General features: G+C 34.2%; 23 protein-coding genes. 17 read left to right on the forward strand and 6 right to left on the reverse strand.

What is annotated here, in order from left to right; all coding sequences use genetic code 11:
* From ACFFIX_RS20335 to xerS, 7 genes are all read left to right on the forward strand, one after another.
* A partial coding sequence (locus ACFFIX_RS20335; RefSeq protein ID WP_378937445.1) for an IS3 family transposase occupies window positions 1–127 on the forward strand: 127 nt, incomplete at its 5' end.
* Between the two features lie 85 nt (window positions 128–212).
* The gene (locus ACFFIX_RS20340) at window positions 213–1,673 is read left to right on the forward strand and encodes an IS1182 family transposase (RefSeq protein WP_378937308.1); all 1,461 of its coding nucleotides are present in this window, start codon (window positions 213–215) and stop codon (window positions 1,671–1,673) included.
* 295 nt (window positions 1,674–1,968) lie between these two features.
* Window positions 1,969–2,523, forward strand: a complete 555-nt coding sequence (locus ACFFIX_RS20345; RefSeq protein WP_378937310.1) for a hypothetical protein — start codon at window positions 1,969–1,971, stop codon at window positions 2,521–2,523.
* 686 nt (window positions 2,524–3,209) lie between these two features.
* The gene (locus tag ACFFIX_RS20350; protein WP_378937312.1) at window positions 3,210–4,991 is read left to right on the forward strand and encodes a hypothetical protein; all 1,782 of its coding nucleotides are present in this window, start codon (window positions 3,210–3,212) and stop codon (window positions 4,989–4,991) included.
* An 82-nt stretch (window positions 4,992–5,073) separates the two neighbouring features.
* Window positions 5,074–5,325 carry a hypothetical protein gene (locus ACFFIX_RS20355; protein WP_378937314.1) on the forward strand — a complete coding sequence of 84 codons (252 nt, stop codon included), beginning with the start codon at window positions 5,074–5,076 and terminating at the stop codon, window positions 5,323–5,325.
* A 55-nt stretch (window positions 5,326–5,380) separates the two neighbouring features.
* Entirely contained in the window at window positions 5,381–5,932 is a 552-nt protein-coding gene (locus ACFFIX_RS20360) for a hypothetical protein (RefSeq protein WP_378937316.1), read from the forward strand.
* Between the two features lie 80 nt (window positions 5,933–6,012).
* Window positions 6,013–7,128: a tyrosine recombinase XerS gene (gene xerS / locus ACFFIX_RS20365; protein WP_378937318.1), complete on the forward strand. Its 1,116-nt coding sequence runs from the start codon at window positions 6,013–6,015 to the stop codon at window positions 7,126–7,128.
* Between the two features lie 130 nt (window positions 7,129–7,258).
* Here the strand turns inward: xerS and ACFFIX_RS20370 are convergent, their stop codons facing one another.
* A complete protein-coding gene (locus tag ACFFIX_RS20370) occupies window positions 7,259–7,624 on the reverse strand; it encodes a hypothetical protein (protein WP_378937320.1) in 366 nt (121 codons plus the stop codon).
* Between the two features lie 135 nt (window positions 7,625–7,759).
* Between ACFFIX_RS20370 and ACFFIX_RS20375 the strand changes: the two genes are divergently transcribed.
* Window positions 7,760–8,092, forward strand: coding sequence for a YolD-like family protein (locus tag ACFFIX_RS20375; protein ID WP_378937322.1), 333 nt, complete (start codon window positions 7,760–7,762; stop codon window positions 8,090–8,092).
* Here the strand turns inward: ACFFIX_RS20375 and ACFFIX_RS20380 are convergent.
* Together ACFFIX_RS20380 and ACFFIX_RS20385 are read right to left on the reverse strand one after the other, a co-directional pair.
* Window positions 8,089–8,448: a YhjD family protein gene (locus ACFFIX_RS20380; RefSeq protein WP_378937323.1), complete on the reverse strand. Its 360-nt coding sequence runs from the start codon at window positions 8,446–8,448 to the stop codon at window positions 8,089–8,091. The two genes, ACFFIX_RS20375 and ACFFIX_RS20380, sit on opposite strands and share 4 nt — an antisense overlap.
* A 149-nt stretch (window positions 8,449–8,597) precedes the next feature.
* Entirely contained in the window at window positions 8,598–9,419 is an 822-nt protein-coding gene (locus tag ACFFIX_RS20385; RefSeq protein WP_378937447.1) for an ATP-dependent DNA ligase, read from the reverse strand.
* Window positions 9,420–9,604: 185 nt separating this feature from the next.
* On the opposite strand from ACFFIX_RS20385, the gene ACFFIX_RS20390 reads away from it, so the two are divergent.
* The 9 genes from ACFFIX_RS20390 (at window position 9,605) to ACFFIX_RS20430 (ending at window position 16,504) form a co-directional block, all read left to right on the forward strand.
* A complete protein-coding gene (locus ACFFIX_RS20390) occupies window positions 9,605–10,813 on the forward strand; it encodes a hypothetical protein (protein WP_378937325.1) in 1,209 nt (402 codons plus the stop codon).
* Window positions 10,814–10,889: 76 nt separating this feature from the next.
* Window positions 10,890–11,471 (forward strand): hypothetical protein, encoded by a 582-nt coding sequence (locus ACFFIX_RS20395; RefSeq protein ID WP_378937327.1) that lies wholly within the window; start codon window positions 10,890–10,892, stop codon window positions 11,469–11,471.
* 230 nt (window positions 11,472–11,701) lie between these two features.
* The gene (locus ACFFIX_RS20400) at window positions 11,702–12,250 is read left to right on the forward strand and encodes a helix-turn-helix domain-containing protein (RefSeq protein ID WP_378937328.1); all 549 of its coding nucleotides are present in this window, start codon (window positions 11,702–11,704) and stop codon (window positions 12,248–12,250) included.
* A gap of 38 nt (window positions 12,251–12,288) precedes the next feature.
* Entirely contained in the window at window positions 12,289–13,638 is a 1,350-nt protein-coding gene (locus tag ACFFIX_RS20405; protein WP_378937330.1) for a tyrosine-type recombinase/integrase, read from the forward strand.
* A gap of 53 nt (window positions 13,639–13,691) precedes the next feature.
* Window positions 13,692–14,072, forward strand: coding sequence for a hypothetical protein (locus ACFFIX_RS20410; RefSeq protein ID WP_378937332.1), 381 nt, complete (start codon window positions 13,692–13,694; stop codon window positions 14,070–14,072).
* Between the two features lie 147 nt (window positions 14,073–14,219).
* The gene (locus ACFFIX_RS20415) at window positions 14,220–15,344 is read left to right on the forward strand and encodes a hypothetical protein (RefSeq protein ID WP_378937334.1); all 1,125 of its coding nucleotides are present in this window, start codon (window positions 14,220–14,222) and stop codon (window positions 15,342–15,344) included.
* Window positions 15,345–15,360: 16 nt separating this feature from the next.
* Complete coding sequence (locus ACFFIX_RS20420) at window positions 15,361–15,780, forward strand: hypothetical protein (protein ID WP_378937335.1); 420 nt, start codon at window positions 15,361–15,363, stop codon at window positions 15,778–15,780.
* Complete coding sequence (locus tag ACFFIX_RS20425) at window positions 15,752–16,225, forward strand: hypothetical protein (protein WP_378937337.1); 474 nt, start codon at window positions 15,752–15,754, stop codon at window positions 16,223–16,225. Before ACFFIX_RS20420 ends, ACFFIX_RS20425 begins: the two co-directional genes overlap by 29 nt.
* Window positions 16,226–16,336: 111 nt before the next feature.
* Window positions 16,337–16,504: a hypothetical protein gene (locus tag ACFFIX_RS20430; RefSeq protein WP_378937340.1), complete on the forward strand. Its 168-nt coding sequence runs from the start codon at window positions 16,337–16,339 to the stop codon at window positions 16,502–16,504.
* Window positions 16,505–16,717: 213 nt separating this feature from the next.
* On the opposite strand, the gene ACFFIX_RS20435 is transcribed toward ACFFIX_RS20430, so the two are convergent.
* From ACFFIX_RS20435 to ACFFIX_RS20445, 3 genes are all read right to left on the reverse strand, one after another.
* Window positions 16,718–17,344 carry a hypothetical protein gene (locus ACFFIX_RS20435; RefSeq protein WP_378937342.1) on the reverse strand — a complete coding sequence of 209 codons (627 nt, stop codon included), beginning with the start codon at window positions 17,342–17,344 and terminating at the stop codon, window positions 16,718–16,720.
* A 140-nt stretch (window positions 17,345–17,484) separates the two neighbouring features.
* Window positions 17,485–19,593 (reverse strand): peptidoglycan DD-metalloendopeptidase family protein, encoded by a 2,109-nt coding sequence (locus ACFFIX_RS20440; protein WP_378937343.1) that lies wholly within the window; start codon window positions 19,591–19,593, stop codon window positions 17,485–17,487.
* A gap of 1 nt (window position 19,594) precedes the next feature.
* Complete coding sequence (locus ACFFIX_RS20445) at window positions 19,595–23,401, reverse strand: type IV secretion system protein (protein WP_378937345.1); 3,807 nt, start codon at window positions 23,399–23,401, stop codon at window positions 19,595–19,597.
* Window positions 23,402–23,411: the final 10 nt, after the last annotated feature.

Raw genomic sequence — 23,411 nt, forward strand, 5'->3', positions numbered from 1 at the left:
TTTGGAAGAACTTAAAAGAGAAATAATAAATTATATGACGTACTATAACAATTTCAGATATCAATGGAACTTAAAGAAGATGACTCCTGTTCAATACGTGGCCACTGAAAAAGTCCATATTATTTAAACAGAACACCTTTCCTCGATTTTATCGAGGAAAGGTGTTCTGTTTTCTTGTATACTAGTTTTACTAATACTAGGTGGTGCTTTCGATGATTTCTAACCAACAATCTTTGAATCTCAGTCCCTTTATGGCAATCTACGATCTTGTCGTGCCAAAGGATAATATGCTTCGTCAAATCAATGAATTAGTTGATTTTTCCTTTATATATGAAGAATTGCAGAATAAATATTGCCTCGATAACGGTCGCAATGCTGTGCCGCCTATTCGCATGTTCAAATATTTACTGCTTAAATCCATTTTTGATCTTTCGGATGTGGATATCGTCGAGCGTTCTAAATACGATATGTCCTTCAAATATTTTCTCGACATGGCGCCAGAAGATACGGTTATTAACCCGAGTTCCCTAACGAAATTCCGTAAGATCCGTCTAAAAGATGTGGGCTTATTAGACATGCTTATTCAAAAAACAGTTGAAATCTCACTTGAAAAAGAACTCATCCAAAGTAAATCTATCATTGTCGATGCTACACATACAAAAGCACGCTATAATCAAAAATCACCGAAAGAATTTCTTATGGAGAAATCCAAGTTACTTCGTAAAAGCGTTTATCAAGTTGATGAAAAGATGAAAGAAAAATTCCCACCAAAATCAACGACGGATGAACTATCAGATGAGATAACGTATTGTCAAAAAGTTATTCAAACCGTTGAAAATGAAGAGGCGATCCGTAACTATCCTAACGTCAAAGAAAAACTCCACTACTTAAAAGAAATTGTCGAAGATTATGAAGAACACCTGGCCTTTTCGGAAGATCCAGATGCACGTGTGGGGCACAAAACGGTTGATTCCTCTTTCTTTGGTTATAAAACACATATCGCAATGAATGAAGAACGTATTATTACGGCTGCAGTTATTACTACAGGTGAAAAAAATGATGGAAAACAACTTCAAACATTGATAGAAAAAAGCCACGAAACTGGGATGGAAATTGATACAATCATTGGAGACACAGCCTATTCAGAAAAAGATAACATTCAATATGCGAATAAAAACAAATTACAATTGGTGTCAAAACTAAATCCCAATATCACATACGGCACACGTAAAAAAGAAGATGAATTTGAGTTTAATAAAGATGCAGGCATGTACGTATGTAAGGCTGGCCATATGGCGATTAGTAAAGCACGTACAGGAAAAAAAGGAAAGAACAATAATCAAAAACTCACCTATAACTTTGATATTGAAAAGTGTAAAATTTGTCCTTTCAAAGATGGATGTTATAAAGAAGGCGCTAAAAGCAAGAGTTATTCTGTCACAATTAAATCTGCAGAACACCAGGAACAAATCCAATTTCAAGAAAGTGAGGCGTTCAAAGAAAAAGCGATAGAACGCTATAAAATTGAAGCGAAAAATAGTGAACTGAAACATAGACACGGGTACGATGTTGCATCGTCCACGGGTCTCGTTGGCATGCATTTACAAGGAGCGATGGTCATATTTGCCGTCAATCTGAAACGAATTATGACACTCATGAAAGAAACAAAGTAAAAAGAAACATAAAGAAAGGCGACCTTCCGTTCAAAGTTGAACAAAAAGTCGCCTTTTTAGCTTTACATCCGCTTTATTAATTAAAAACGCAAGTTTTTCAGTGGCCTCGTTCAATACAGAAATCACCTTCTCCAAGTGGCATGACCTTTTTTAAAAATGTCCTTTACAAAGGGTACACTTTAATAACTGGTTGACCTTATAATACGAAAGTATATGGTGGTAAATACAAAGTTTCAATTAACAGTAATGGGCATGTAAGTAGTGCATATCCTGTTAAGTAAGAAGGTGAATAAATATGAAAGAATGCTTAGAATTTAAGAGTTATGTTTCTAATTATGTTCCAGAGCTAGGTTATTTAACGAAGGAAGAAATTAAATTTCTTCCGATTGACCACTCGTTAGCGGAATTAGCTGCCCAAAAGGTATTAGATTACGAACAGAATGAGTATTTACCCGGATATATTAAGGTTACGTATGGTCAGCACAGTATACTATCCGATCAACATGAAACGGACGATTTATTGGATACATGGGATGGTTTATCTTACATTGTAAAGAATCAAGCAACTGAAGATAAGTATCCAATCACCCTTTTAGGATATCCTATTGATGTGTTCATCCTAAAAAAACAGAAACAATTTTACTTCGAAATCAATAATGGTAAAATGGTAAAGAGATCACTAAGTATTCCAAAAGAGGAGTTATTAAAATCAATCCTCAAAGGTTATAGAGATTTTATTGATTTTTGTAAAAAAGAAAGCTTGACTTTTGGCGAAGACACCGTTTACAACTCGTCTTTAAAAACTTTGAATAACATCAATAATATGGAAAAAATGAAGAATAAAAAATAAAATAATTCTTATCGTCCTTTAAGATGGACTAAAGACAGTTTTTTCTTTATTCGACTAAAAAGGTTTCTCAGTATTATTTAAATATACTGGAAACCTTTTTTATTAATACTAGAAAAGGATTCTTTATGGTATGGTTAAAAATTTGGAAAAATATACTAATTCTCACATTCACATAAAAGTACTTAATTATTTGAATTTAGGAAATCCCAAGCTCCGTAATCTTTATCAATTAAATCCTTGTTTCAGTATATTTGTGTCAATCTTTAAGTAGTTTTGTGACACTCGTCAAGAGAGGGAGGATGGGTTAACCCTCCTCTTTTTTGTATAAATCGCGTTAAATGACAATTTAACGAAGATTAAAGGTAGTAATAAGAATATCTGTTTGGTATAATAAAAGGACTAGAAATTATCGCTAGTCCTTTTATTGGTATGGACAATACGCACTACTAATTAAAAATAATCAGCGCGGTGAGTAATTCTCTCTAAGCAATACATAACGTGTCGCAAGTTTATGGGCGCAACAAGATATGTATTACATAATTAAGTATCTGTTTTATGCCTGGCTAACGAAATGAAGGAACTCGGGCAGGCATTCGCTCAGCACCAAGTTCCTTCTATTTCTTCTCATTTATTAGTATGACCTTATAATAACAAATAAATTTAATGTTCGCAAGGAGATATCATTTATGATTGCTAAATTAAATAACTCAATCCTCAAGAATGTTTATAATCTTTCCACTGACTCACAGTGCCTATTTGTACAAAAATGGAGTGAAATGTTTTTTTATAAGACGATAAATACATACCAATTTAGACTTAGAAATGCACATACAATTTTAATTGAAACAAAACAAGTATTACAACTGATAAGAGAAGAACAAAATATATCAGCCTCTAACCTTAAAGATCTAACCTTAGAATCCAAAAAGCTTTTAGAGAAAGACTTGTGCTTTAGAAAACATTATAAAGACTTACTCCCCACTCTTCTGAAAGGATTAAAAATTAATTCAACTGATAAAAATGATCTTCTACAACTGGAATACAGACTAAATAATGCTCTTAGATTTATATCAAATACTTACTTACAAAACTTAATAAAGGACTTAGAGATTGCAATAATCTCTAATGATTTTTATCAGGTAGAACACTATTCAGAAATCCTTGCTAGTGAATTGATCCATTTAGGATGGTCACCTAGAAGTCTTTCACGTTTAATAAAATTGTATTTTTTGTCTAATACTTATAAGTATCTAACATTTGAAGAAAAATGGGAAAAGTTTATAAGCTCTACTACATCAAACACTGGTATTTTTCATTGTTATTTTAAACTGAGTAGAAACCAATCAGACTATTTAAGTAAATTAAAGGCTTCAGATTTAAGAGTAGTAAATGGTGAAGAAATACTTAGAACATTTGTTAGTATAAATTCACATATTCAAGAGGATGCTTTTTACATAGTTGAAAATACTGAAGCATATTATGAAGACATCCACTCAGCGGTAGAAAAATGTAGATACCAGCTTGCTATAAGACAGTCAGTACTATCTTATTTTAATATCGAATTGGAGAATTTTGATAATGCACTTGTAGTGTTTCCAAATGAAGATAAAATCGTTGATTATACTTTAGAACAAGGTACTGATTTAGAAGTTGAAACGGATAATGATGATATTCAATCTATAATAAATCTTCTAAATCAAGACAAAATTTTACCCCGAGATAACAGGAGATTAATAAATTTTTTCAGACAGTATGACCTATCGATAAAAGCTATTTCCCTTGAAACAATCTATTCTAATTTATGGAGTTCTGTTGAATCCCTTTTAGTTACCGGGCATCATGGGTCTAATATTGAACATATTAAAAAAATTATCCCTTCAATAATGTGCAGTAGGTATGTTCAAAATTTGTTCAAAAATTTTCTTTATGATTGTTATCGCGCTGGGGTTAAACCGATTATAAAAGGTAAACAGATAAAAACTGAAGATTTTAATTCTCTAAATGATGTTTTCGAAATGCTTACTGATGAATCTGAATCTATTAACTTTCTTAGTTCACTTAATGACTATACCCTACTTAAACAACGAGCAGCTGAACTTTCAAATGAACTAATGAACAGTGAAACATTAAAAGATTTAATGACAAATCACTATAATACGGTTACATGGCAAATTCAAAGACTTTATCGAGTAAGAAATAATTTAGTTCATTCTGCAAAAGCTGAAAGAGATATTAATTTATTAATTGAACACTTACACTTTTATATAAGATCTACAATAAATGAGCTTATTTTTAGATTAAATAATAATGATTTTAATAGTTTGGGTGATTTATATCTTGCTATAGAAGACAATTACTATACGTTAATTGAAGTCTTAAAGAATAATATAAGTAATTCTAAAAAAGGTAGTATACAAAAATTTGATTCTGAACTAATATTTACAGGCGCTATTTTTGGATACAAATGACCTTAAATCATGACTATTGTTTAAACCGCTCTTTTACAAGCAGAAATCAAATCATACTTAAATATGGATTATTAGGGAATACATGGTTTCTATATCGATAGAAAAATTTATTAAAAGCTATCTAAAAAATAACAAAGATGTAAATACAAATGAAATAAAAAAAGCTTTAAAAGGTTCAGTTAAGGATAAGGAAAATGGGACAACGTGTATGAAATGTGGAAATCCAATATGGTCTATTGGTAAAGCTATAGTTGGTTGGAACGGTTGTTTTACTTGTATTACTGGGGAAACAGAGCATGATGATGATTATGAGATTAATGAGGTAAATTTTTAATTATAAATACGATCCTCTCCTCAACCTACACGAAATTTAAAGTTGGTGATTTGTATTGCTAGAACAACACATTGAAATTAACGAATCTGTGATAAGTAAACAATATCCTATATTACGTGACTTCACACTCCACTACTCTTACTATAAAATACTTATCGTAAATTCAAAAAAGCTAAAAGGTTCCGATGTTTTTTGGACCTATACAACCACTAGTCACCTGGCTTATGCAGTACCATTATGGTGCATGGTATTTGGTGCTAAATCCAATGATACGCATTGGAAACATGCTATTAATAGTGAGGAGCTAGTAAATAACTTTCGGGATGGTTTATTATGTCATCTTGGTATGACCAGTGAAGAATGGTTTGAATATTGGAATCAAATTATCGATTTTAGAAATAAGTTCCTTTCTCATAGAGAGTTAAAAAAATTCAACAAAAATGTCCCTTTTTTTCAAAAAGCTCAAGAAGCTGTTTTCTATTACGATAAATGGCTACGGGAGGTTTCACCCCGCAACGGTATAATGATTGAATTCGACACCTTAAAACAACTTGCAGATCAGTATTTAAAGGATGTCGAGGAAACCACTTTACCGATCATTACATAATTATCAAACAAAGAACAAATGTTCGTTAAAATTATATTTAATGTGAAATTCGACAAAAAAACGACAGGAGACAATAATGAATGGCTTCTCAATCACTAGAACAACAGAAACATGAAAAAAGATTAGAAAATCATCTTAATGAGTTTCCTAAATATGTAATCGAGTATGTTCAAGCACAAAAAAGAAAAAAACGTTCCCCCTCTACCCTTCTTGGCTATTTACATGACTATAAGAAGTTCTTCTTATACCTGCTTCAAGAAGGTATAGCGGATTGCGAAACTATTAAGGATATCCCCTACTCTCTCTTAGAGAAATTAAGGAAAGATCAACTTGAGTTTTACATAGATTTTTTGAGAGAAGAAAAGATTGAAGTTCGTAAAGGAGTTAAAAAAAATAGATCTAATGAGGCTATTAACCGAAATATTTCAGCTCTCACCTCTCTCTTTAACTATTTAACTACGGAAACTGAAAATAAAGAAGGCGAATGCTACTTTTATCGAAATGTTATGAGTAAAATAAAAATTGCTAGAAACTCAGAATCTGCAAGCAGACGTTCCAAGAATATGAGTTCGAAAATTCTACACGATAGCTCTATTACTGACTTTTTACATTTTGTAAAGAATATATATCAACAGGAAATTGATGGTAAGCAAAAATCACGATTTACCAAGAATAAGGAACGCGACATTGCTATTCTATCTTTATTCTTAGGGACAGGACTAAGGGTTAGTGAATTGGCCAGCTTAACACTAGATGCAATTGATTTTAATGAATGTCAGATTGATGTTGTTAGAAAAGGGGGTAAAGAAGATACGGTTGAGATTCTAAAAGACTCCTTAGAGGATTTAGAAGCCTATTTAGGCGTTAGGAATGCAAAGTACAAGGCTAAGTCTCAAGACTATTATGTCTTTGTGACGAACTACCAGGGATCGGTTAAACCTATCTCCGTTCGTGCAATACAGAACCTAGTGGAACGATATTCTAAAGCTTTTAATAAAGGGCAACGTTCATTAAGTCCTCATAAACTTCGTCATTCATTTGCTGGGGAACATTTAAAGAATAGCAGTGGCAATATTGTTCTGTTACGAGATCAATTAGGACACAATTCTATTGAAACAACCGCCTTATATACAAATCTAGATCGTAAAGAACATAAGAAAGTTATGAAGAATATGACAGAGTCTAGGAAAAAATAAAATGGGGGTTTTAGTATAGTCTGGAAATTGAAGATAGTTACAATTCCTTTGGTGCTTTCTAAGGTTTCAAACACCTAATTTAAGTAACTAAACACCTAGAGCGATAACCATAAATAGGTTACCGCTTTTTTCATTTTCGTACATCCAACTTATATAATAATTCCTCAAAATCACTCGCAGCATCTTCAATTACGATCCAATAATGATCGTCTTCGAGGCTTGTAAGAAAATAATACTTATTTAGAAAGCTATTGATACACTCTCTTTTTACTACATCGTTACAGTTTATATAATAGGGTGATAACGCTGAGCTAAAGGCTGCTAAACCGCAATTATTCATAATTCCTTCTACCTCAATAATTCCTCCTAAATGAGTTGCATTTGAATCTCCTAATTTATTATGATCTCCTTCAGGACGTAACCACTTTTTTTCAACGGATCCTATGCACTCTTTAACCAGTGTTTCTATTTTTAATGAAATTTCTAATCTTCTCAAAATATATTACCTCTCTCATTTAATAGAAGTATTTTTTTAGTTAATATCCGATCAATACAATATAAAGCTTTCCTTTAATTACGAACGTGAGTTCCTGTATAGTTGAGCTATTACTTATGAAAGATGGTGTTTTAAATGTTAAGAGATAGAAAACTGATTAAGTATCAACCGTTCCTTATACCTGAACACAAAGCTCTATTATCTATAGTGGACAAAGAAATAAATGAACATAAAAAAAAACCCGATCTAGATGAAAACAAATTAGATGAATTTAACGAATTAGTCTCATATGCCATGAGTGAAAATAAAGAATTACTCTTTACTTATTATAAAGATTATAATTTCCATTTATTAATTGGATTTGTCCATTATGCTGATCCTGTTCTTCTCACATTGCGCATATTAGATAAATTTGATTCTCGGACAGACTTGAACCTTAAAGATATAGTGGATATTAGACTCAACTAATAGGAACCAGGTATGCCTAAGTATGTTCCCATTTTCTTGGTGACATAATTCCTTAATGCAGCATTAAAAAAATGGAACTGAGCATTGTAACCTCTTACGTAATATTTATATTCAATAAAGTCCTCGTTAATCGGTATTCCGCTTAGTACCTTAATACCCTGTTCTTTCATTTTTGCTTTGGTTATAGTTAAGTCCCTTCTAACTTCTTTTAGAATACTCTCAAGTAAGTTATTGTACGGTTCGTAGAGCTTAACTGGTGCTTCATGAAATGTCTTGAGGTCATCTTCTATTTGTTCAATTAAGATGCCTAATAATATGTAGTCAGTTGCTATGTCCTTTTCTTCTTCTGATATCATCTGCTTCCTCCCTACAAATATTAGTGATACCAGCATAATTTAATTCATCTCTACTTATCGGAGTTGGTCGTTCTTTTTTTCACCCACTATAATTATACACAAATTAAAAATAGAGTCTGCACTAATGCAAGACTCTAATGTTTTCTACTTTATGATACCCACTCTACAAATGATGGGATTCGAAGTTTCCCGTTTTTCGTAAGGTTTCGGTATTTTACTTTGCATTTCATCAGGGGATCTAGAAAAACAAAGTCTTTATTTTCCTCTATTTTGAGTAATTTACTATTTCGGTAGATTTCTTTTCTAACTTCTGGTGGCGCAAACTCCATAATCCCTAATGATTTACCTTCTTTAGAAGTGAGTAAAACACCGAATTTTTCTTTGCGAACCCCACTTATTAAAACAAAATCATAGTAAGAATAAGCAATCACTTTTCTCCAATTAGGTGAGCGGGCATTAATGGAGTACGGGGAGGTAGCCTTCTTTTGAACAATACCTTCTAACTGATTTTGTTTTGTCAATTCAAAGTACTCTACTGCGTTCCCATAAATCCATTTTGATGGAACGATATTATAATTATCAGAGGGAACGGCTTCTTCTACCAGAGCCTTTCTATCAATAAGAGGAATATTCGTAACCTTTTCTCCCTTGTAATAAATAATATCGAACACAACAAATTGTACTGGTGTTGTGTCATAATTTGATTGAAACCTTCTCATAACTGCATCAAAGTCGGGAGAGGGATTTGCAACAATTAATTCTCCGTCCAGTATGGTTCCGTTAGGTATATCGAGGTTTATTAACTCTGGAAATCTTGAACTTATTTCATTGTTATGTCGTGTATATAATTTTATTTTATTGTCGAATTTTGATAGTAACAATCTAATTCCATCTAGTTTTAATTCTGTGATCCAACTCTTATCGTTCACAGGAGCGGGATATTTGTCTAGTAACATCGGAGATACAAAAATAACAATCACCTCATATGTCATTATACCATTGTGATTGTAAAATATTTACTGGTTATTTATGGTTGTCTGTCACTATTGTCAACTGACACGTCATCATAATAGCAAAAAAAGATAGTGACAAACGGTGTAATTAATGGTATAATTTCTTTATAAAGCACTTATAAAGAAAAATGGCGGTGAAAATAATGAATACTATACTACATTTTGCTGATGCAGCGTTGCAATATTCAAGAGGTAAACAAACAGGACTATGGGGATTGATCGGAATTGTCCTAGCTATACTAACTATTAAGTTCTGGGATAACCTACAACCTATTTTTGAGTTTTTGGGAATAGTAGCTTTACTTGATAAACTTGGTTTAATCCATGAAACGGCACCCGAAATGACCTTCTTTCATATTTTTGTGGCATCAGTGGGACTTTATATTCTGCTCGTAATAGTAGGACTTGTCTTGTTAGGGATTGTAGTAGGTTTATTGGCTTTCTCTCAAAATGAGATTGGTCAGAAGGTAATTTTAGCTTCTCTTTATCTAATCTTCTTGCCTTTTATTGCTTTTTATGGATTATGCAAGCTAATTCTATTTGCTCAAGAAAAACAAGAGGAAAAAAGAGATCCCGAGGCGTATACTGAAAAAAAACGATTAGAAAAAAATAAGAATGTTTTAGACTATTTAATTCATGCGGGTGTGGAGAAGGAAAGGATTCGTTTAGAATATCGTCGTGAATTAGAATTAGATCAATTAAGTTCAAAAGATTGGGAAGCCTATAAGCAGTTAAGAGACGAACCCATTTATCATAAAGAAGATAATTCGCTCTCTTATACTGAAGCCTATAATCGATTAAATAGATTACCTACTACAGGTGATAGTTTCTTTTTGCTAGGTGTTTCATTTGATAGAGAGATTTTCATTTTACTCCCCAGACCTGTTACACCATTGGATAATTCAAATAAATGTTTTTATGGAGAAAAAATGGATATTAAGGGTAAAGTTAATCAGATATTAATTAACAATAAATGGACATTCGAGTTCCAATTAGAAATTAAAAAGGGGTACTCGATTAGTGAGTTGGATTCAAGATCATCTTACACTAATATTTTAGAGGATTTGCCACACAAGACTTTTGAACATTTCCTTGATCCTAGACTAATTGAAGAACTAAAAGAAACGATCGAAACTTATCATACTTCTAGTTTATACAGTACGTTTGTCGAACATATTCAAGATCAATATTTTAACCAAAAAGAGCGCTTAAAACGTCTAATTACAGATGCAGATACAGCTGAAAAATTCGATAGATATGTTCAAGAAATTTCAGACTATAATGCTGGGAACGAAGGTGTAGTTTATCATATTTGGGAAAATAACAAAAAAGCAAACCATTCATACTATTGATAGAAGTTTATTTATGACCAAATGATTAAAAAGTAGTTTTACCTTACTAATAAAAGCTCGGAAGAAGGAAAAATTATTGAAAATATATACTAAAGAATCTTTAATAGAAATTGCACAAACCCACCCTCGATACTTTACAAGTAAAAGAGCATGGAATGAATATGCAAAAGTTCAAGGTTTACCCTCTTCTCAAACATACATTGTTCATTTCGGCTCTTGGAACGAAGCCAAAAATGAATCTAAGCTTGCTCTTACTGCAAAAAAGGGTGCTCCTAAGTATTCATTTGAGGAAGTTCATAATGTACTCACAACACATGGGAAAAATTTAGTGAATCGAAAACAGTGGGATGAATATGCCCATAAACATAAACTACCCACTTATAAAACATTAAAAAAGCATTTGGATTGGGATGAGATTCTAGAGTATTCTAATAAGAAGAAAAAATTCAACCTTACTAATGAAGAACTTTTAAAAATAGCCCTAAAACACTCAGAAACGTTCCTGAGCGCTAGTATGTCTAGTTGGAATGACTATGCCAGGGAAAACCAGTTACCCTCAAGCACCACCTATTATAGAGCTTTCGGTTCTTGGAAACAGGCTAAGATCGTGGTAATAAAAAAAGCACAAGATTTACTCTGTAAAATTAAAGACAAGTGATTGTAACTATTTATACACAGAGTAAGTGTTTGTCTTTAATGTCAGACATAAAATAAAAATTAAGTACATCACTTATATATAGTGGTGTACTTTTTTTTTATTAGACCTCTAAATGACCTCATTTACTACCACAACTATGTAATATAGTTAATTATTTACAGCAATAATAATGTTGTACTATAATAAGAACGTATATTCCTGAAACATACATTCTTATGAGGGGTGTTGTAATGACGAAAATATATTCAGTAAAAGAGGTAGCCGAAATCCTAGGAAAGCACGAGGAAACAATAAAACGGTGGCTTCGTTCAGGTAAATTACCTAATTCATTTAGAAATAGCGATAAAGAAGGATGGAAAATTCCTGAAAGTGACTTATTAAATTTAAACAAAGTTGTTGTTCCTGTCGGAACAATTGAACAACCAGAAGTGGAATCTGATGTCGATGAAACAGAGTTAGTTAAATTGGCATACGAAGCTGTTACCCTTACTTCTCCTACCGATGATATTTTATCAGTTCTTTCTGTTATAGGAATCAAACGAACGTTGGAGATACTCCTTATAATGCAGCAGTCCACAACAAAAGTTAAAAATTCTGACGGATTTATTAAAAAAGCAATTCGTGAGAACTGGAGTCCCACTTCTGTTCCTGTAAAGTTACCAAAAAAGCAAAGTAAAAGAATATATGATTTAGCACAGCGGGACATCAGTAATGCTACAAATTCTTATAATGAGCCTTATAAAAGAAAGGTTCCTTTTTATAATTGGCTTGAAGAATAGGTGGCAAACAATGTGTAAAAAGCAAGGGGGTAACTTTTATGGGAAACTATCAGTATCACTATTGTCCTGAAGGAATTGAAAGTCGTTATGAATTATTGGTCTTTAACGGTGAAAGAGAGCCATTTCTTCCTTTGACAGATCATTACCACGATTGTATAGGAAGAATAGACAAAAGTTCCGCCCTTTCGTATTTGAAATGTCTTCTTCCTTTCTTTAGATGGCTAGACGTGTCAAGTAACTACCAAGGCAAACGCATTCAATGGAATGAACCTCCTGAAATAATACGAACAGCTGTTGAAGATTATCTAATGAATGAAATGGGATGCAAAGTTCGTGAAAAAGACACCTTCCGATTTGTTAATCGTACAAGCAAAAGCCCTAATACGGTAAACCGTTTTCTATCAGCGTTGAAATCATTCTATAAATCTCTTATTCGATTAAAGCAGTACAATTATTCAAATCCTTTGATCGATTCTTATGCGATTTTAGATGAATATAAAAGTCAAACCGAAGGTGTAAGAAAGGATAAGCCTCGTATGCCATCTGAGGCTGGAACGGAAGATGCTAAACCACATAGAAGGCTGACTGATTCATATTTTAAGCTAATTAATGAAGATTGGCAGCCTGAAATTATTGATGATCCTTACCTCCCTTCTCAGGTCTATCAAGCAGGGAAAAAGGTGAACTGGTCACTGAGGGAATTGGTTATAGCTCGTATGCTTTTTGAAACAGGAGCAAGAGCATCAGAGGTTATCGAATTAACTATTGGTGATTATCGCTCACGTAAAAATTTTCAAGAAGCCAATGCATTTAACAAAGGAAGTCACGGCAAAAGAGTGAAATTTATTCGATTTAGCAAAGATACTGTAAAGTTGCTGATGCGATACATCAATAAAGACCGAATCCAATATGACGAATTCCAACGTACTTTTGAAGAATTATCAAATGAGGCTCCAATATTCCTTACGGAACTAGGGACACTCTTTTCATATGAGGCTTGGTATTACCACTGGAGCAGGGCTATAGAAGAATGCGAGATTAAATTAAATCCGCATAAAACACGGCACTGGTTTGTTACTACAAGGTTACGAGAGATATATAATACTTCCAAAACAGAAGCTGAAATTAAACAAAGGACAAATGAACTTATTAAGTACATAAAGTGGAAAAATGCAGATACCATAAAAGTTTACGAACATTATTTTGATGAAGAAAAGCATCGTGAAGCTCACGATCAAATGTTGGAAAATATGGCGGATCTAGAAAAAGAGTATATAGAGCAAACAAAACACAACAGAAAGAAAAAGTCTACTCATACAGTTTTGGAAAGCATCAAAACTGTTGAATTAGACCCTGAACTACAAGACTTTTTAGATGGATTGGAGTGAGTACACTGACAATATTAACCCTTAAACCTCAATCACCTTTTTACGAGAGACTATTGGAAAAAGTTGATGAACAACTTTTGCATTACCGCGATGCAAGAGACGTTTTTGTGCTAGACAAAATGGAGGAAAAGTATTTGAAATACTATATTAATAATGTAGTAGACAAGCCTTGGAACAACCATTTATTTTTTGCTTTGCTAGTTTATAGAGAGAAAAATGTAGATGTTCAGACAAATTATAACGTTGTCCGTATTATTTCCACACGATTAAGTAATTTGTTTGAATACTTTTATTTAACAGAAATGGAGGAACTTAATATTGAAACGCAAATGTACCAATATTTTAAAGGCTCTATTTTCGAAGAACATACAGATAATATGAGGGCTAATTTTTTGTCTATTTACAGATCTTGTTCTTATGCAGTAAAAAAATGAGTTGCAACCAAAATCCCTAAAGAGCAACAAGGTTATTATGAGCAATTTATATTTCAAATACCGTCTTACGATTCAAGGGATTTTTCTTTTACGAAATCTGCTAAAGACCAAGCACAAAACACTCGTAAGAGTGAAACAGACGCTATTGTGCATTTACTTCCTCAAATCAGAGCAGAAGGACACTTTCGCTGGAATCAAATAAATCGACTACGACAAGCCTATTTAAAAGCTTGTGAACAAGCGAAGACAACCAAAATAGAACTACCTTTAGAGTTTCAATACGATGAACCAGAACGGGTTGGTGAACGATTTTATTTTCGACTGTGGGACAAGGTTTCGTTTGTATTAAAACACCAAGACCAGTTTAAGACTCAAACTGTAAAAGCAGCAATAAATCGTACAGCTTCTTATTCATATGAAAACAATCATTATTTCGTAGAGTTTATTAAAGCAGAACGATTCGATGATAACGAAGATGTAGAATCTCTATGGTTTCTAGAGATTCTCGAAATAGGTGTTTTGGGAAAATGGCTTCAAAATACCACTGAAGATGAACAAATAATAGCAAAACGTAAATCGCTTTATTCTTGGGGCTACGGTGATGAAAGTTTAAATGGGAATCCTAACCCATTTGACTCTCAACATAAAGGATTACTCACACAAAGCACTTTTGTTTCTCGTCATAAAGATAAAGCCGAAGGTATTTTGTTGGATGTAGAGCCGATATATGTAGCAGCAACCTTCGGTTTATTAGCATTAGATATATGTACGACTACTGGTGCAAGAATAAATGAATTATTACAAATTAGTAACACGAAAGAATGTATCCGTACCATCAAAGTTGATAACAAATTGCGTTTTTCTCTTTACGCAATTCCAAAAGGACGTGACGAATTAGAAGCTTTTTATATCAGCGAACAAACGATGAAATTAATACAATCGGTTGGACTGATGCTAAGAACTCATTACGGTTCTGAAAAAATCCCAAGTACAATATATCGCGGAGATCGAAAACATCTATTCCCCAAACCTAAACCATATTTTTTCCAGTATCACAATAAGGCATTTAAAAATCATGTTATTTATTCAAGCATTCGCTTTTTATTGCACGGTCAACATTTTGAAACGCTAGAAGGGAAACCTGTTGTGGTGAAAACTCACCTTACGTCACGCTTTTGCAACCGAAGCTGTTCAGCGACAAAAAGTACCAATAGACATCGTAGCAAAGATATTACACCAAAGAGATGTAGGCGTAACTGGTTATTACTCTGAGCCTACACCAAGCCAAGTGGCTCAATCAGTAAGTGATTTGCACGATGTTATATCTGACTATCTTGATATTGATGAAGCTGTATTGCGAAATGGTGAAGAACTTGAAAAGGATCTTGCGGAATATAAAGAAAAAGTTGGCGTGTTAAACAATGTTATTGGCGGAACGTGTGTCACAAACCACGTCTGCCCAATTAAAATGGCGTGTTTAGGTTGCCAAGCAAAAATCCCGCAACCTGAAAAGAAACACGAGTTATTAGAGGTTATTGAGCTATCGAAAGATATGGAGAAACGATATAGTGCAATGAATTTAACGGTTGAAGTTAAGAAAGCAAAAGCGATGCGAAAACACGCACGTAATGAATTAAAAGAAATAGATCTTATTGAAAAATATAGGGAGGAACAAAAATATGAGCCAGACATTCAATTTGAAAAATGAACCAGTTTGGCTTAAAGAAAGTCATAAAAGGCGTAGTAGTCGTTCAGTACAAATAGGTAAACAATCAATTGATCAGTTGATTAAAAAAGGTGATCCTATCACTTATACAACAATCGCTGAACTATCAAAAGAAATTGATCCCGAAGGGAAAGGAATTCATCCAAACACCATTCGTACAAACGAACAACTATATGAGTATTACAAACAACATAGTAAAACTCATAAACAAAAAAAGAATAGCAAGAATAATACGTTTAATGGTTCTCTAACCAACGAGAATATTGAGTTTCATAAAATAAAACCAAACCGAAATATTGATAATACGCGAAGAAAATATCTAAAATTATCTAAGGAAGAACTTGTACAAAGACTAATTCTTGCAGAAGAATATATTGCAGAAAATAATACAAAATGGGTTACGAGTTACTTTGAATCATTTAAGTAGGTGATGCACAGAAAGTATAACGGGCAGTTTAGTTTAAGGAATAATTGTAAAAAAAAGTTAAATGAATGATATAATAATAATAATTCATATTTATATTATGGAGGTGTTATTATGATCTGGATATATATACTGATACCGGTTGTTATTATTGGTGGTATTGCTGTTTATTTTGAAAAGAAATCTGGAATGACTACACCTAATGAAAATAAACAAGCAGATAATTTAGGAAAAGTTTTACAACATAATCAAGTTAACCATTATGGATCAGGACCAGAATGATTTAAACGAACGGGTGCGTTACTACAACAACATTACAATTTCTTGTTGTAGTAAATGAGGTCATTTGTAGTACAAAAAAAGGATAGATAGAGCATAATTTATTCTGCTCATCTATCCTTTATAATTTACCCCTTATAATGTCTGACATTAAATAGAAATATAATGTTATTAAGGGTTTTAAGGAATATCTTGACTTTTAATAAAAAAAATTCATCATGTGCTTTTTTCTATTACCTCAATTAACTCAAGTGGTGAGGTAGTAATTGAATAGATTTCATCATCTTTATCATGGTGTGTAGCGGTTTTTTCGAAAGATAATGTTAGTGTGACCTTTTTTCCATCAGAATAGTGCAGATCAACCTGAGCTTCGTTTGACTCGGAATTAAACAAACCTATCTTATCTTCATAGCCGACTGTCTCAAGCTGACCATTTCTTGAAATTTTATTTAGGAATTCTGCTGCGACTTCTATTTTATTAGGATTATCCATTTCGAACAAATCTGCTGAAACCGTTTCTACTTTAAACGATTGTATAAAGTGATTTGGATCTTCTAAAAGAATAGCGGCAAAAAGAAACTCTACTACCCCCTTCTTTTGTCGATAGCGATTGAAAACATCATCATTTTTACCTTCAAGATGGCCTGTATCTAATTCTTTAGAGCTTATCCATTTAAAGATTTGTTCTTCTTGGCTTTTTACCGTTTCTAGGTCATTAACTACATTCTCTTTCGCAACCGCTAATTCGATAACTTCCAATTCTTCATCTCTATAAATGTAGTAGAATCCAACACCCGCTATGAATAAGAGTACCGTAACACTAAGTATCAATGTTCTTTTCAATTTATCTCCTACTTACATTGTTATTTTGAAACCAACTTCTTCAACTTCTTGTTAAAAGAGATGTACAGCATAGGAATAAGTCAATTTCTCTTAGTCTATGACCAGTTAAATATATTTGTGAGTCTCTAATAATTAGAGACTCATTTTAACGGGATATACAACAAAGGATCAAGAGAGTTTGCATGTTGCTGCCAATTAGGTGAGTATAAACCAAAATGTAAATGCTGACCTGTACTTCTTCCTGTATTCCCCATGTTTCCTAAGAACTGCCCCTTCGATACTTGTTGCCCATCACGAACTGCTCTATGTGTCATATGAGCATACAATGATTCGAATTGTTTCCCTCTGATATTATGTCTAATAATTACACAATTTCCATAAGAAGAAGACATATAGGAACGTACAACTACTCCATCAGCAACAGATACGATGGGTACAGTACCTTTTTTAGCTATATCTACTCCAGCATGTAGCTTACCCCAACGTGGTCCATACCCAGAAGAGATTGGTCCAGCAGCCGGCCTCATAAAGTCCCCGTCAGTTATTGTAGGCATCTCACCATCAGCAGGCTTATAAACTGCCTCTGTTTTGAATTTTTGAGCATTTTTCATAACCTTTTCTACATACCAATTAGCATGGTTATACTGAAAAACAGCTCCCCTTGGATCAGTAGCATATTTATTTTTTGATAGATAGTGAGCTGCAGTGGATATAGCATCTGACAGATTCCAAGGATCTGCCTTCCCATCTCCATCACCGTCCACACCATATCCATTTCCTGATTTAATAACACCCAGACTAGTAATATCTAATGAGGAACTTACAAGTCCACCCCCGATATTATATTTCCATCCAACCCAAGTTGCTGGCATGAACTGCATGTGACTTTGAGCGCCAACTCCTGAAACCATCGTAGCATGTGTGCTAAACCCAGTTTCAACAAAATGAACAGCAGCTAGTGTATACCAATCCACACCATATTTTTTTTCAGCGGCTAGATACATTTCTAAATATTGAGCTGGGACACCATTTCCGGGGATGATCGTGCCATTAAAACCACCAAAATCTGTCCCGAATCCTGAGTTAGCGTTCCCTGACAACCAGTCAGTATAAGCGATCGTCCCGTTACTAAACATGTAATTTAATTCTATTAATCTCTTATCATTCATACCGAGACCATACGTATTTAACATTTGGTCAAAATTTGCGTAGTCCTCAGTTCTAGATTCAGTTGTATTAAATTTTTGATGTCTTGTCTTAGTAATCGTTTTAATTTCAACTACTTTTGATTTTTCAACTTCTCTAGTTTTTGTAATAATATTCTGTTCCGACCTCTCAATAGGAACTACATCAATAACCAATACCTTTTCCTTTCGATACTTCGTGACAGGTCTTTGAATCCAGATATAGATACCTGGGGATTTCTCAATGTATGTATATTCCATCTCAGTATATGGAACGTCCACAAATTCATACCTGGCTACTTCAACATACTCAATATAATCTTCAATTACTTTTTCTTGATACGTTTCAGTTTCGGTCCAAGTATCAGTACGGTAAGTGATCTTAGTATTTGTTTCCCACTCTGTAGTGTATGGATCATGAATAAATGTGGTGTGACCATTCCAAAAATCAACATCATCTAACTTTGTAACCCACTTATCCGTCCGATTAACATCACTCCAGGGCTTACAATTTCCATCTTCACAAACTTGCGTTTTTTTCTCAGTCCACTCATTGTATCGCCCTTCAATAAAAGTGGGACTAAGAGTATCAGACATTTCATTAATTACCTTTTTCTCATCCTCTCTTGTCATTGCGTCAAGCTGTATGACTACAGCAATGAGTTCATGTGGAACTCTATAGGGCCTTTGGATTGAACTGTTCATATCGACCGTTTTATCAGCTTGTTCCACTATATAATTATGGAGATTCCTTTCAGATCCTTCTAAGCCATCACCAGTGCCAAACATAAAAGAAGTCACTAAAGAAGTAATGATTACTAGAAAAATGATTCCTACCACGATTACTATCAGAGGCAATCCTACAGCACCTAAAAGTGAGAGAAGGGTCTTAGCTAAAGCCACTCCTGCCGATTTGAGAGCTTTAGCGGCTACCTTTGCTCCCTTCTTGGCTAATTTCTTAGCAACTTTTTTCCCCTTTTTACTAGCTTGCTGCTTTAATTTATCTTTTGCTATTCTAGCTAGTGGATTCTCTTGTTTTTCTTCAGGAGTCTTCCGTAAACCCATATTACATTGTTCCCCCTAAAGATTTATGCCTGATAGCTTCAAACTCGCTTCTTCTTTCAAGTCGCTTGTTTGACTTAGTTGGGATCAGGTCCTTAGGTTGTAAAGAGGTTGCAAAGCTTGAATTTTCTTCTTTTTCAATTCTTCGATTTTTTACTATACACTTAATTTCTGTTTCTTTATCTTTATCAAGTCGAGCATCACCTGCTCCATATGGAGAAACGCGATAAATTTCCCCTGATTGATCTTGGGCGGTCATATAACTTCTTTCTTTTGTAACAATCATTTTCATATTTTTCATGTTTTTTGAAATAATATCATCCGAGTAATACTGACCACTATCTACTTGCTGGTTGTACGATTGGACCTCTTGAACCACTCTCGGCGTTTTAGGAGTATTACGATTTGCAAGTAATTTACTTGGATTCACATTAATCGCTCTACCAATATTGATTTTTCCACCTGCACTATCGTATTTATAGGCATTTGAATCCTGTACTAGCGCCCCGTCTTGAATATTAAGATCTTGGTATACCATCTCGCCTGTCTTTAAAGAACTATCACCAGCACCGTATCTTGAAACAACCTTTGTCTGACCTGTTTTGTCTCTTACTTGAACATACGATTGATTACCAGTGGTTACAAGTTGAACAGCACCCTTTGCTATTTGCATATTTCCATTTCCATCATCTCTTTGTGCAAGGTGAGAGATATCTGAAACCTCAGAGACTTGTTGGTTAACAGCTTTATTGTATGGATTTATTTTCATTGCTGTTTTAGCGCCCATTTGATGCCCTCTTATACCACCTACTATGCCTGTTGTATAAGATATAGCGTTCTTAAATCCTTCTTGTTTACCTAAGATATTTTCAGCTACATGAGGTTGTGAGATAATATTTTTCATACCTGTTGTAGCGGAAACAGCACTACTCATTACGGAACCAGAATTATTAGATACACCCTGTTGAAAACCAGTTACAGCCCCCTGAGCCCCTGCAATAGCAACCTTTCCTACTTTTGTATCTTTTAAGAAACCACCAATTTCTTTCACACCTGTTGTTGCAACAACTCCACTTAATGCTCCAGATGCTACTGAAGCTACTCCTCTAACCGCAGAGTTTGAAATAATAGTTTTATCCAAAGGAATGTGAGCCGGAATTTGCTTGCTTGCTTCCTGGAGGTTCTTTTTATACACTCCTGGTTGTTCTTGAGTAGACCAAGTTTTTATAGCGTCACTTTCAGAAACTCCGGATTCTTTTTGTTCATTTAAGAATTGAGTTTTCTTCTGATTCGTTTTCATGGTCGCTAATTGCGAAGCTAGGTAAGGTGTATTCACGTCATTTCTTCCATATAGTTGACCTGTTTTCACACCACTTACTGCATTTTTAGCTTTAGTCAGGTAAACCTTTTGGCCTCCCTTGTCTTTTTCAAATTCTAGTTCAATATCCTTGTCCGATGCACCCGGATTTAAATTACGGAAGTTCGTTTTGAACGCATTTCTGTCTGAAGCAAAGGCTTGAGTGGCTACTGATTTAGAAAATTCTTCCCTGTCAATGTTAGCGCTACTAGGATCACTACCATTGCTCATTTTCTTAGTGGCATTATTAGCAATCTTTGAATATTCTTTCCTTTTTTCAGAAACAGCAGCACCCCACGCTTGTGATTTAGATTGATTTCGTGCCGATATATCTGCTTCGGTTATGTTTGGATTAATTGGATTTTGTTTGTCATATTCTTTCATGAATGAATCTTGATTGGATTTTTCCCAATCATTTGTTAATTTATCTGTCACAGCAGATGCAAGTGCGGCCCCATTAACTTTATTTCCACTTTTAGTATTTATACTATTACTAGCACTCTTAGCTCTAGCCAGATATGCCGCTTCGCTGCCATTAGTCTTCTCAAATGCAGAATCGATTGCTTTATCTTCCATATTACGATAATTTGATTTGAAATCTTTTTTATCTGAAGCTAACGCTTGTTCTGCAACCGATTTTGAGTAATCATCTTTGTTAATATATGCATTACTCGGATCGAGACCGTTGCTCATTTTTCCCGCTGTAATATTAGCAATCTTAGAGTATTCCTCTTTCCTAGCAGATACCGCGTCGCTCCAAGCTTCCGATTTCGCTTGATTTCGTGCTTGTATGCCAGCCTCTGACATGTTAGATGAAACAGGATTTTTCTCATCAAAATTTTTCATAAATGAATCCCGATTCGACTTTGCCCAATCATTAGTTAACTTATCTTTAGTAGCACTTGCTAGTGCATCACCTTTTGCAAAACTCCCATCATTTTTCTTTAACTCACCTACAGTACCGCGGGCTTTATTTAAAAAGTCATCTCTCTTAGTACTTACATTTTTGTTCCACATGCCATCAAGTGAACTTTGATGGGCATCGGGAAACTTTTCTTTCATATCCTTCATAAACTGTTCTTTATTATCACTAGCCCATTTAGTAGTATCATTATCTGCTAGTGTATTGGCTAACTTGTCATCAGCGAGTGATTCGGCATTGAAGAGGTCTTTTCCATCTTTAAAACCTTGTTTACCGCCTTTTAGTGCTTGTTGTAAGCCTTTTGTACCTAAAGATACTCCTGCAGTCCCTACTCTACCAGCTATTCCACCAACTGCACCGCCCGCAGCAAATCCAACTGTTGAAAGCAGCATACTTCCCCCTGGTCCCATAGGAGACCCTGCTACAGCGCCAGCCATACCGAAAACAGCTTTCCCCATCTTGCTTGTAATTTCTCCTGCTTTTAGCATTTTTTCTGCTGATAGATTAGATCCAGTATCTGTCCCTGAATTAGATGCCATAGTTGACTTTACACCGTCTGGGGAGTCAGAAGAGTCCATTTGACCTTTTTTGGAGTCTTTAGTCCCGTTATAGGCACCTTTCAGTGCTCCCATAACAGATTTATCCCCCATGGCACCTTTCACACTGCCATACATACCTGCCAAAGCTGACATTCCTAGCATTGCTCCAGCTGTATTTAGTTTGTTGGTCATATCTCCACCTAAACCTATTAAAGAACGCAACGCTTCGGTAAGTGGTATGAAAACAATATAGAGAATAACGGCTTCAGGACCTGAAGCGTCGGTAACTAGAATTGATATTATCCAAAATATAACAGCGTGTATGGATTGGACAAAAATTGTTCCGGTTAGTTCTTTTAGCCATCCTGCAGTAATTCCTTTAGTACCTGGAATTAAATACATCGCAACCATTAATGGACCAAGCAATATTAAGATTATTAATGTTACCTTCCGCATTAAATAATAAAAGTTGGCCCAGATCATTAAGCCGAGTAGTGTTAAACCAATTAGAGCTTGTCCAAGAACATCGTTATTTTGTGGATCAAGTTCCTTTTTGAATTCAATTAAGGCTTCGGTACTTTTAGGATTAAATAAATCCGTTATCATGTAATTTATGCCAAATAAGCACATATATAGCGTAGGGAGATTGAACAACACAATAGCGACAATCGCTAAATCTTTCATAAACTCAATTGCATATGTTCTATTAGAAGGATTAATCCCTACACTAGAGATTTTCATCCCACCAAACATTACACCTATTAGAATAGTAGCAATGGCAACTGCCGTAAAATAGGTTAATCCCGGCTGAAAAATTTTTTCCATTTCCTCCGACGTAAAAACACCAAAAACAAGGAAATCCTCTCCATCTTTACCGTATATAAGTGTTTCGAACATCTTTATATCTTGTAGGGGCTTTATAATCCATAAATACACATCAGCAAAAACGAACTTTAATATGTCTCCTAATTTGTCTCCCATGCTTTCAAACATTCAGGTCACC

It is taken from the genome of Metabacillus herbersteinensis, from assembly GCF_042433335.1.
Classification (GTDB): domain Bacteria; phylum Bacillota; class Bacilli; order Bacillales; family Bacillaceae; genus Metabacillus; species Metabacillus herbersteinensis.

What these genes read in the sequence shown, in the direction of transcription:
- ACFFIX_RS20380 (WP_378937323.1), bottom strand. Translation starts at nt 8,448, where the DNA reads ATGATATCAGAAGAAGAAAAGGACATAGCAACTGACTACATATTATTA.
- ACFFIX_RS20345 (WP_378937310.1), top strand. Translation starts at nt 1,969, where the DNA reads ATGAAAGAATGCTTAGAATTTAAGAGTTATGTTTCTAATTATGTTCCA.
- ACFFIX_RS20355 (WP_378937314.1), top strand. Translation starts at nt 5,074, where the DNA reads ATGGTTTCTATATCGATAGAAAAATTTATTAAAAGCTATCTAAAAAAT.
- ACFFIX_RS20400 (WP_378937328.1), top strand. Translation starts at nt 11,702, where the DNA reads ATGACGAAAATATATTCAGTAAAAGAGGTAGCCGAAATCCTAGGAAAG.
- ACFFIX_RS20340 (WP_378937308.1), top strand. Translation starts at nt 213, where the DNA reads ATGATTTCTAACCAACAATCTTTGAATCTCAGTCCCTTTATGGCAATC.
- ACFFIX_RS20445 (WP_378937345.1), bottom strand. Translation starts at nt 23,401, where the DNA reads ATGTTTGAAAGCATGGGAGACAAATTAGGAGACATATTAAAGTTCGTT.
- ACFFIX_RS20405 (WP_378937330.1), top strand. Translation starts at nt 12,289, where the DNA reads ATGGGAAACTATCAGTATCACTATTGTCCTGAAGGAATTGAAAGTCGT.
- ACFFIX_RS20440 (WP_378937343.1), bottom strand. Translation starts at nt 19,593, where the DNA reads ATGGGTTTACGGAAGACTCCTGAAGAAAAACAAGAGAATCCACTAGCT.
- ACFFIX_RS20430 (WP_378937340.1), top strand. Translation starts at nt 16,337, where the DNA reads ATGATCTGGATATATATACTGATACCGGTTGTTATTATTGGTGGTATT.
- ACFFIX_RS20425 (WP_378937337.1), top strand. Translation starts at nt 15,752, where the DNA reads ATGAGCCAGACATTCAATTTGAAAAATGAACCAGTTTGGCTTAAAGAA.
- ACFFIX_RS20350 (WP_378937312.1), top strand. Translation starts at nt 3,210, where the DNA reads ATGATTGCTAAATTAAATAACTCAATCCTCAAGAATGTTTATAATCTT.
- ACFFIX_RS20390 (WP_378937325.1), top strand. Translation starts at nt 9,605, where the DNA reads ATGAATACTATACTACATTTTGCTGATGCAGCGTTGCAATATTCAAGA.
- xerS (WP_378937318.1), top strand. Translation starts at nt 6,013, where the DNA reads ATGGCTTCTCAATCACTAGAACAACAGAAACATGAAAAAAGATTAGAA.
- ACFFIX_RS20375 (WP_378937322.1), top strand. Translation starts at nt 7,760, where the DNA reads ATGTTAAGAGATAGAAAACTGATTAAGTATCAACCGTTCCTTATACCT.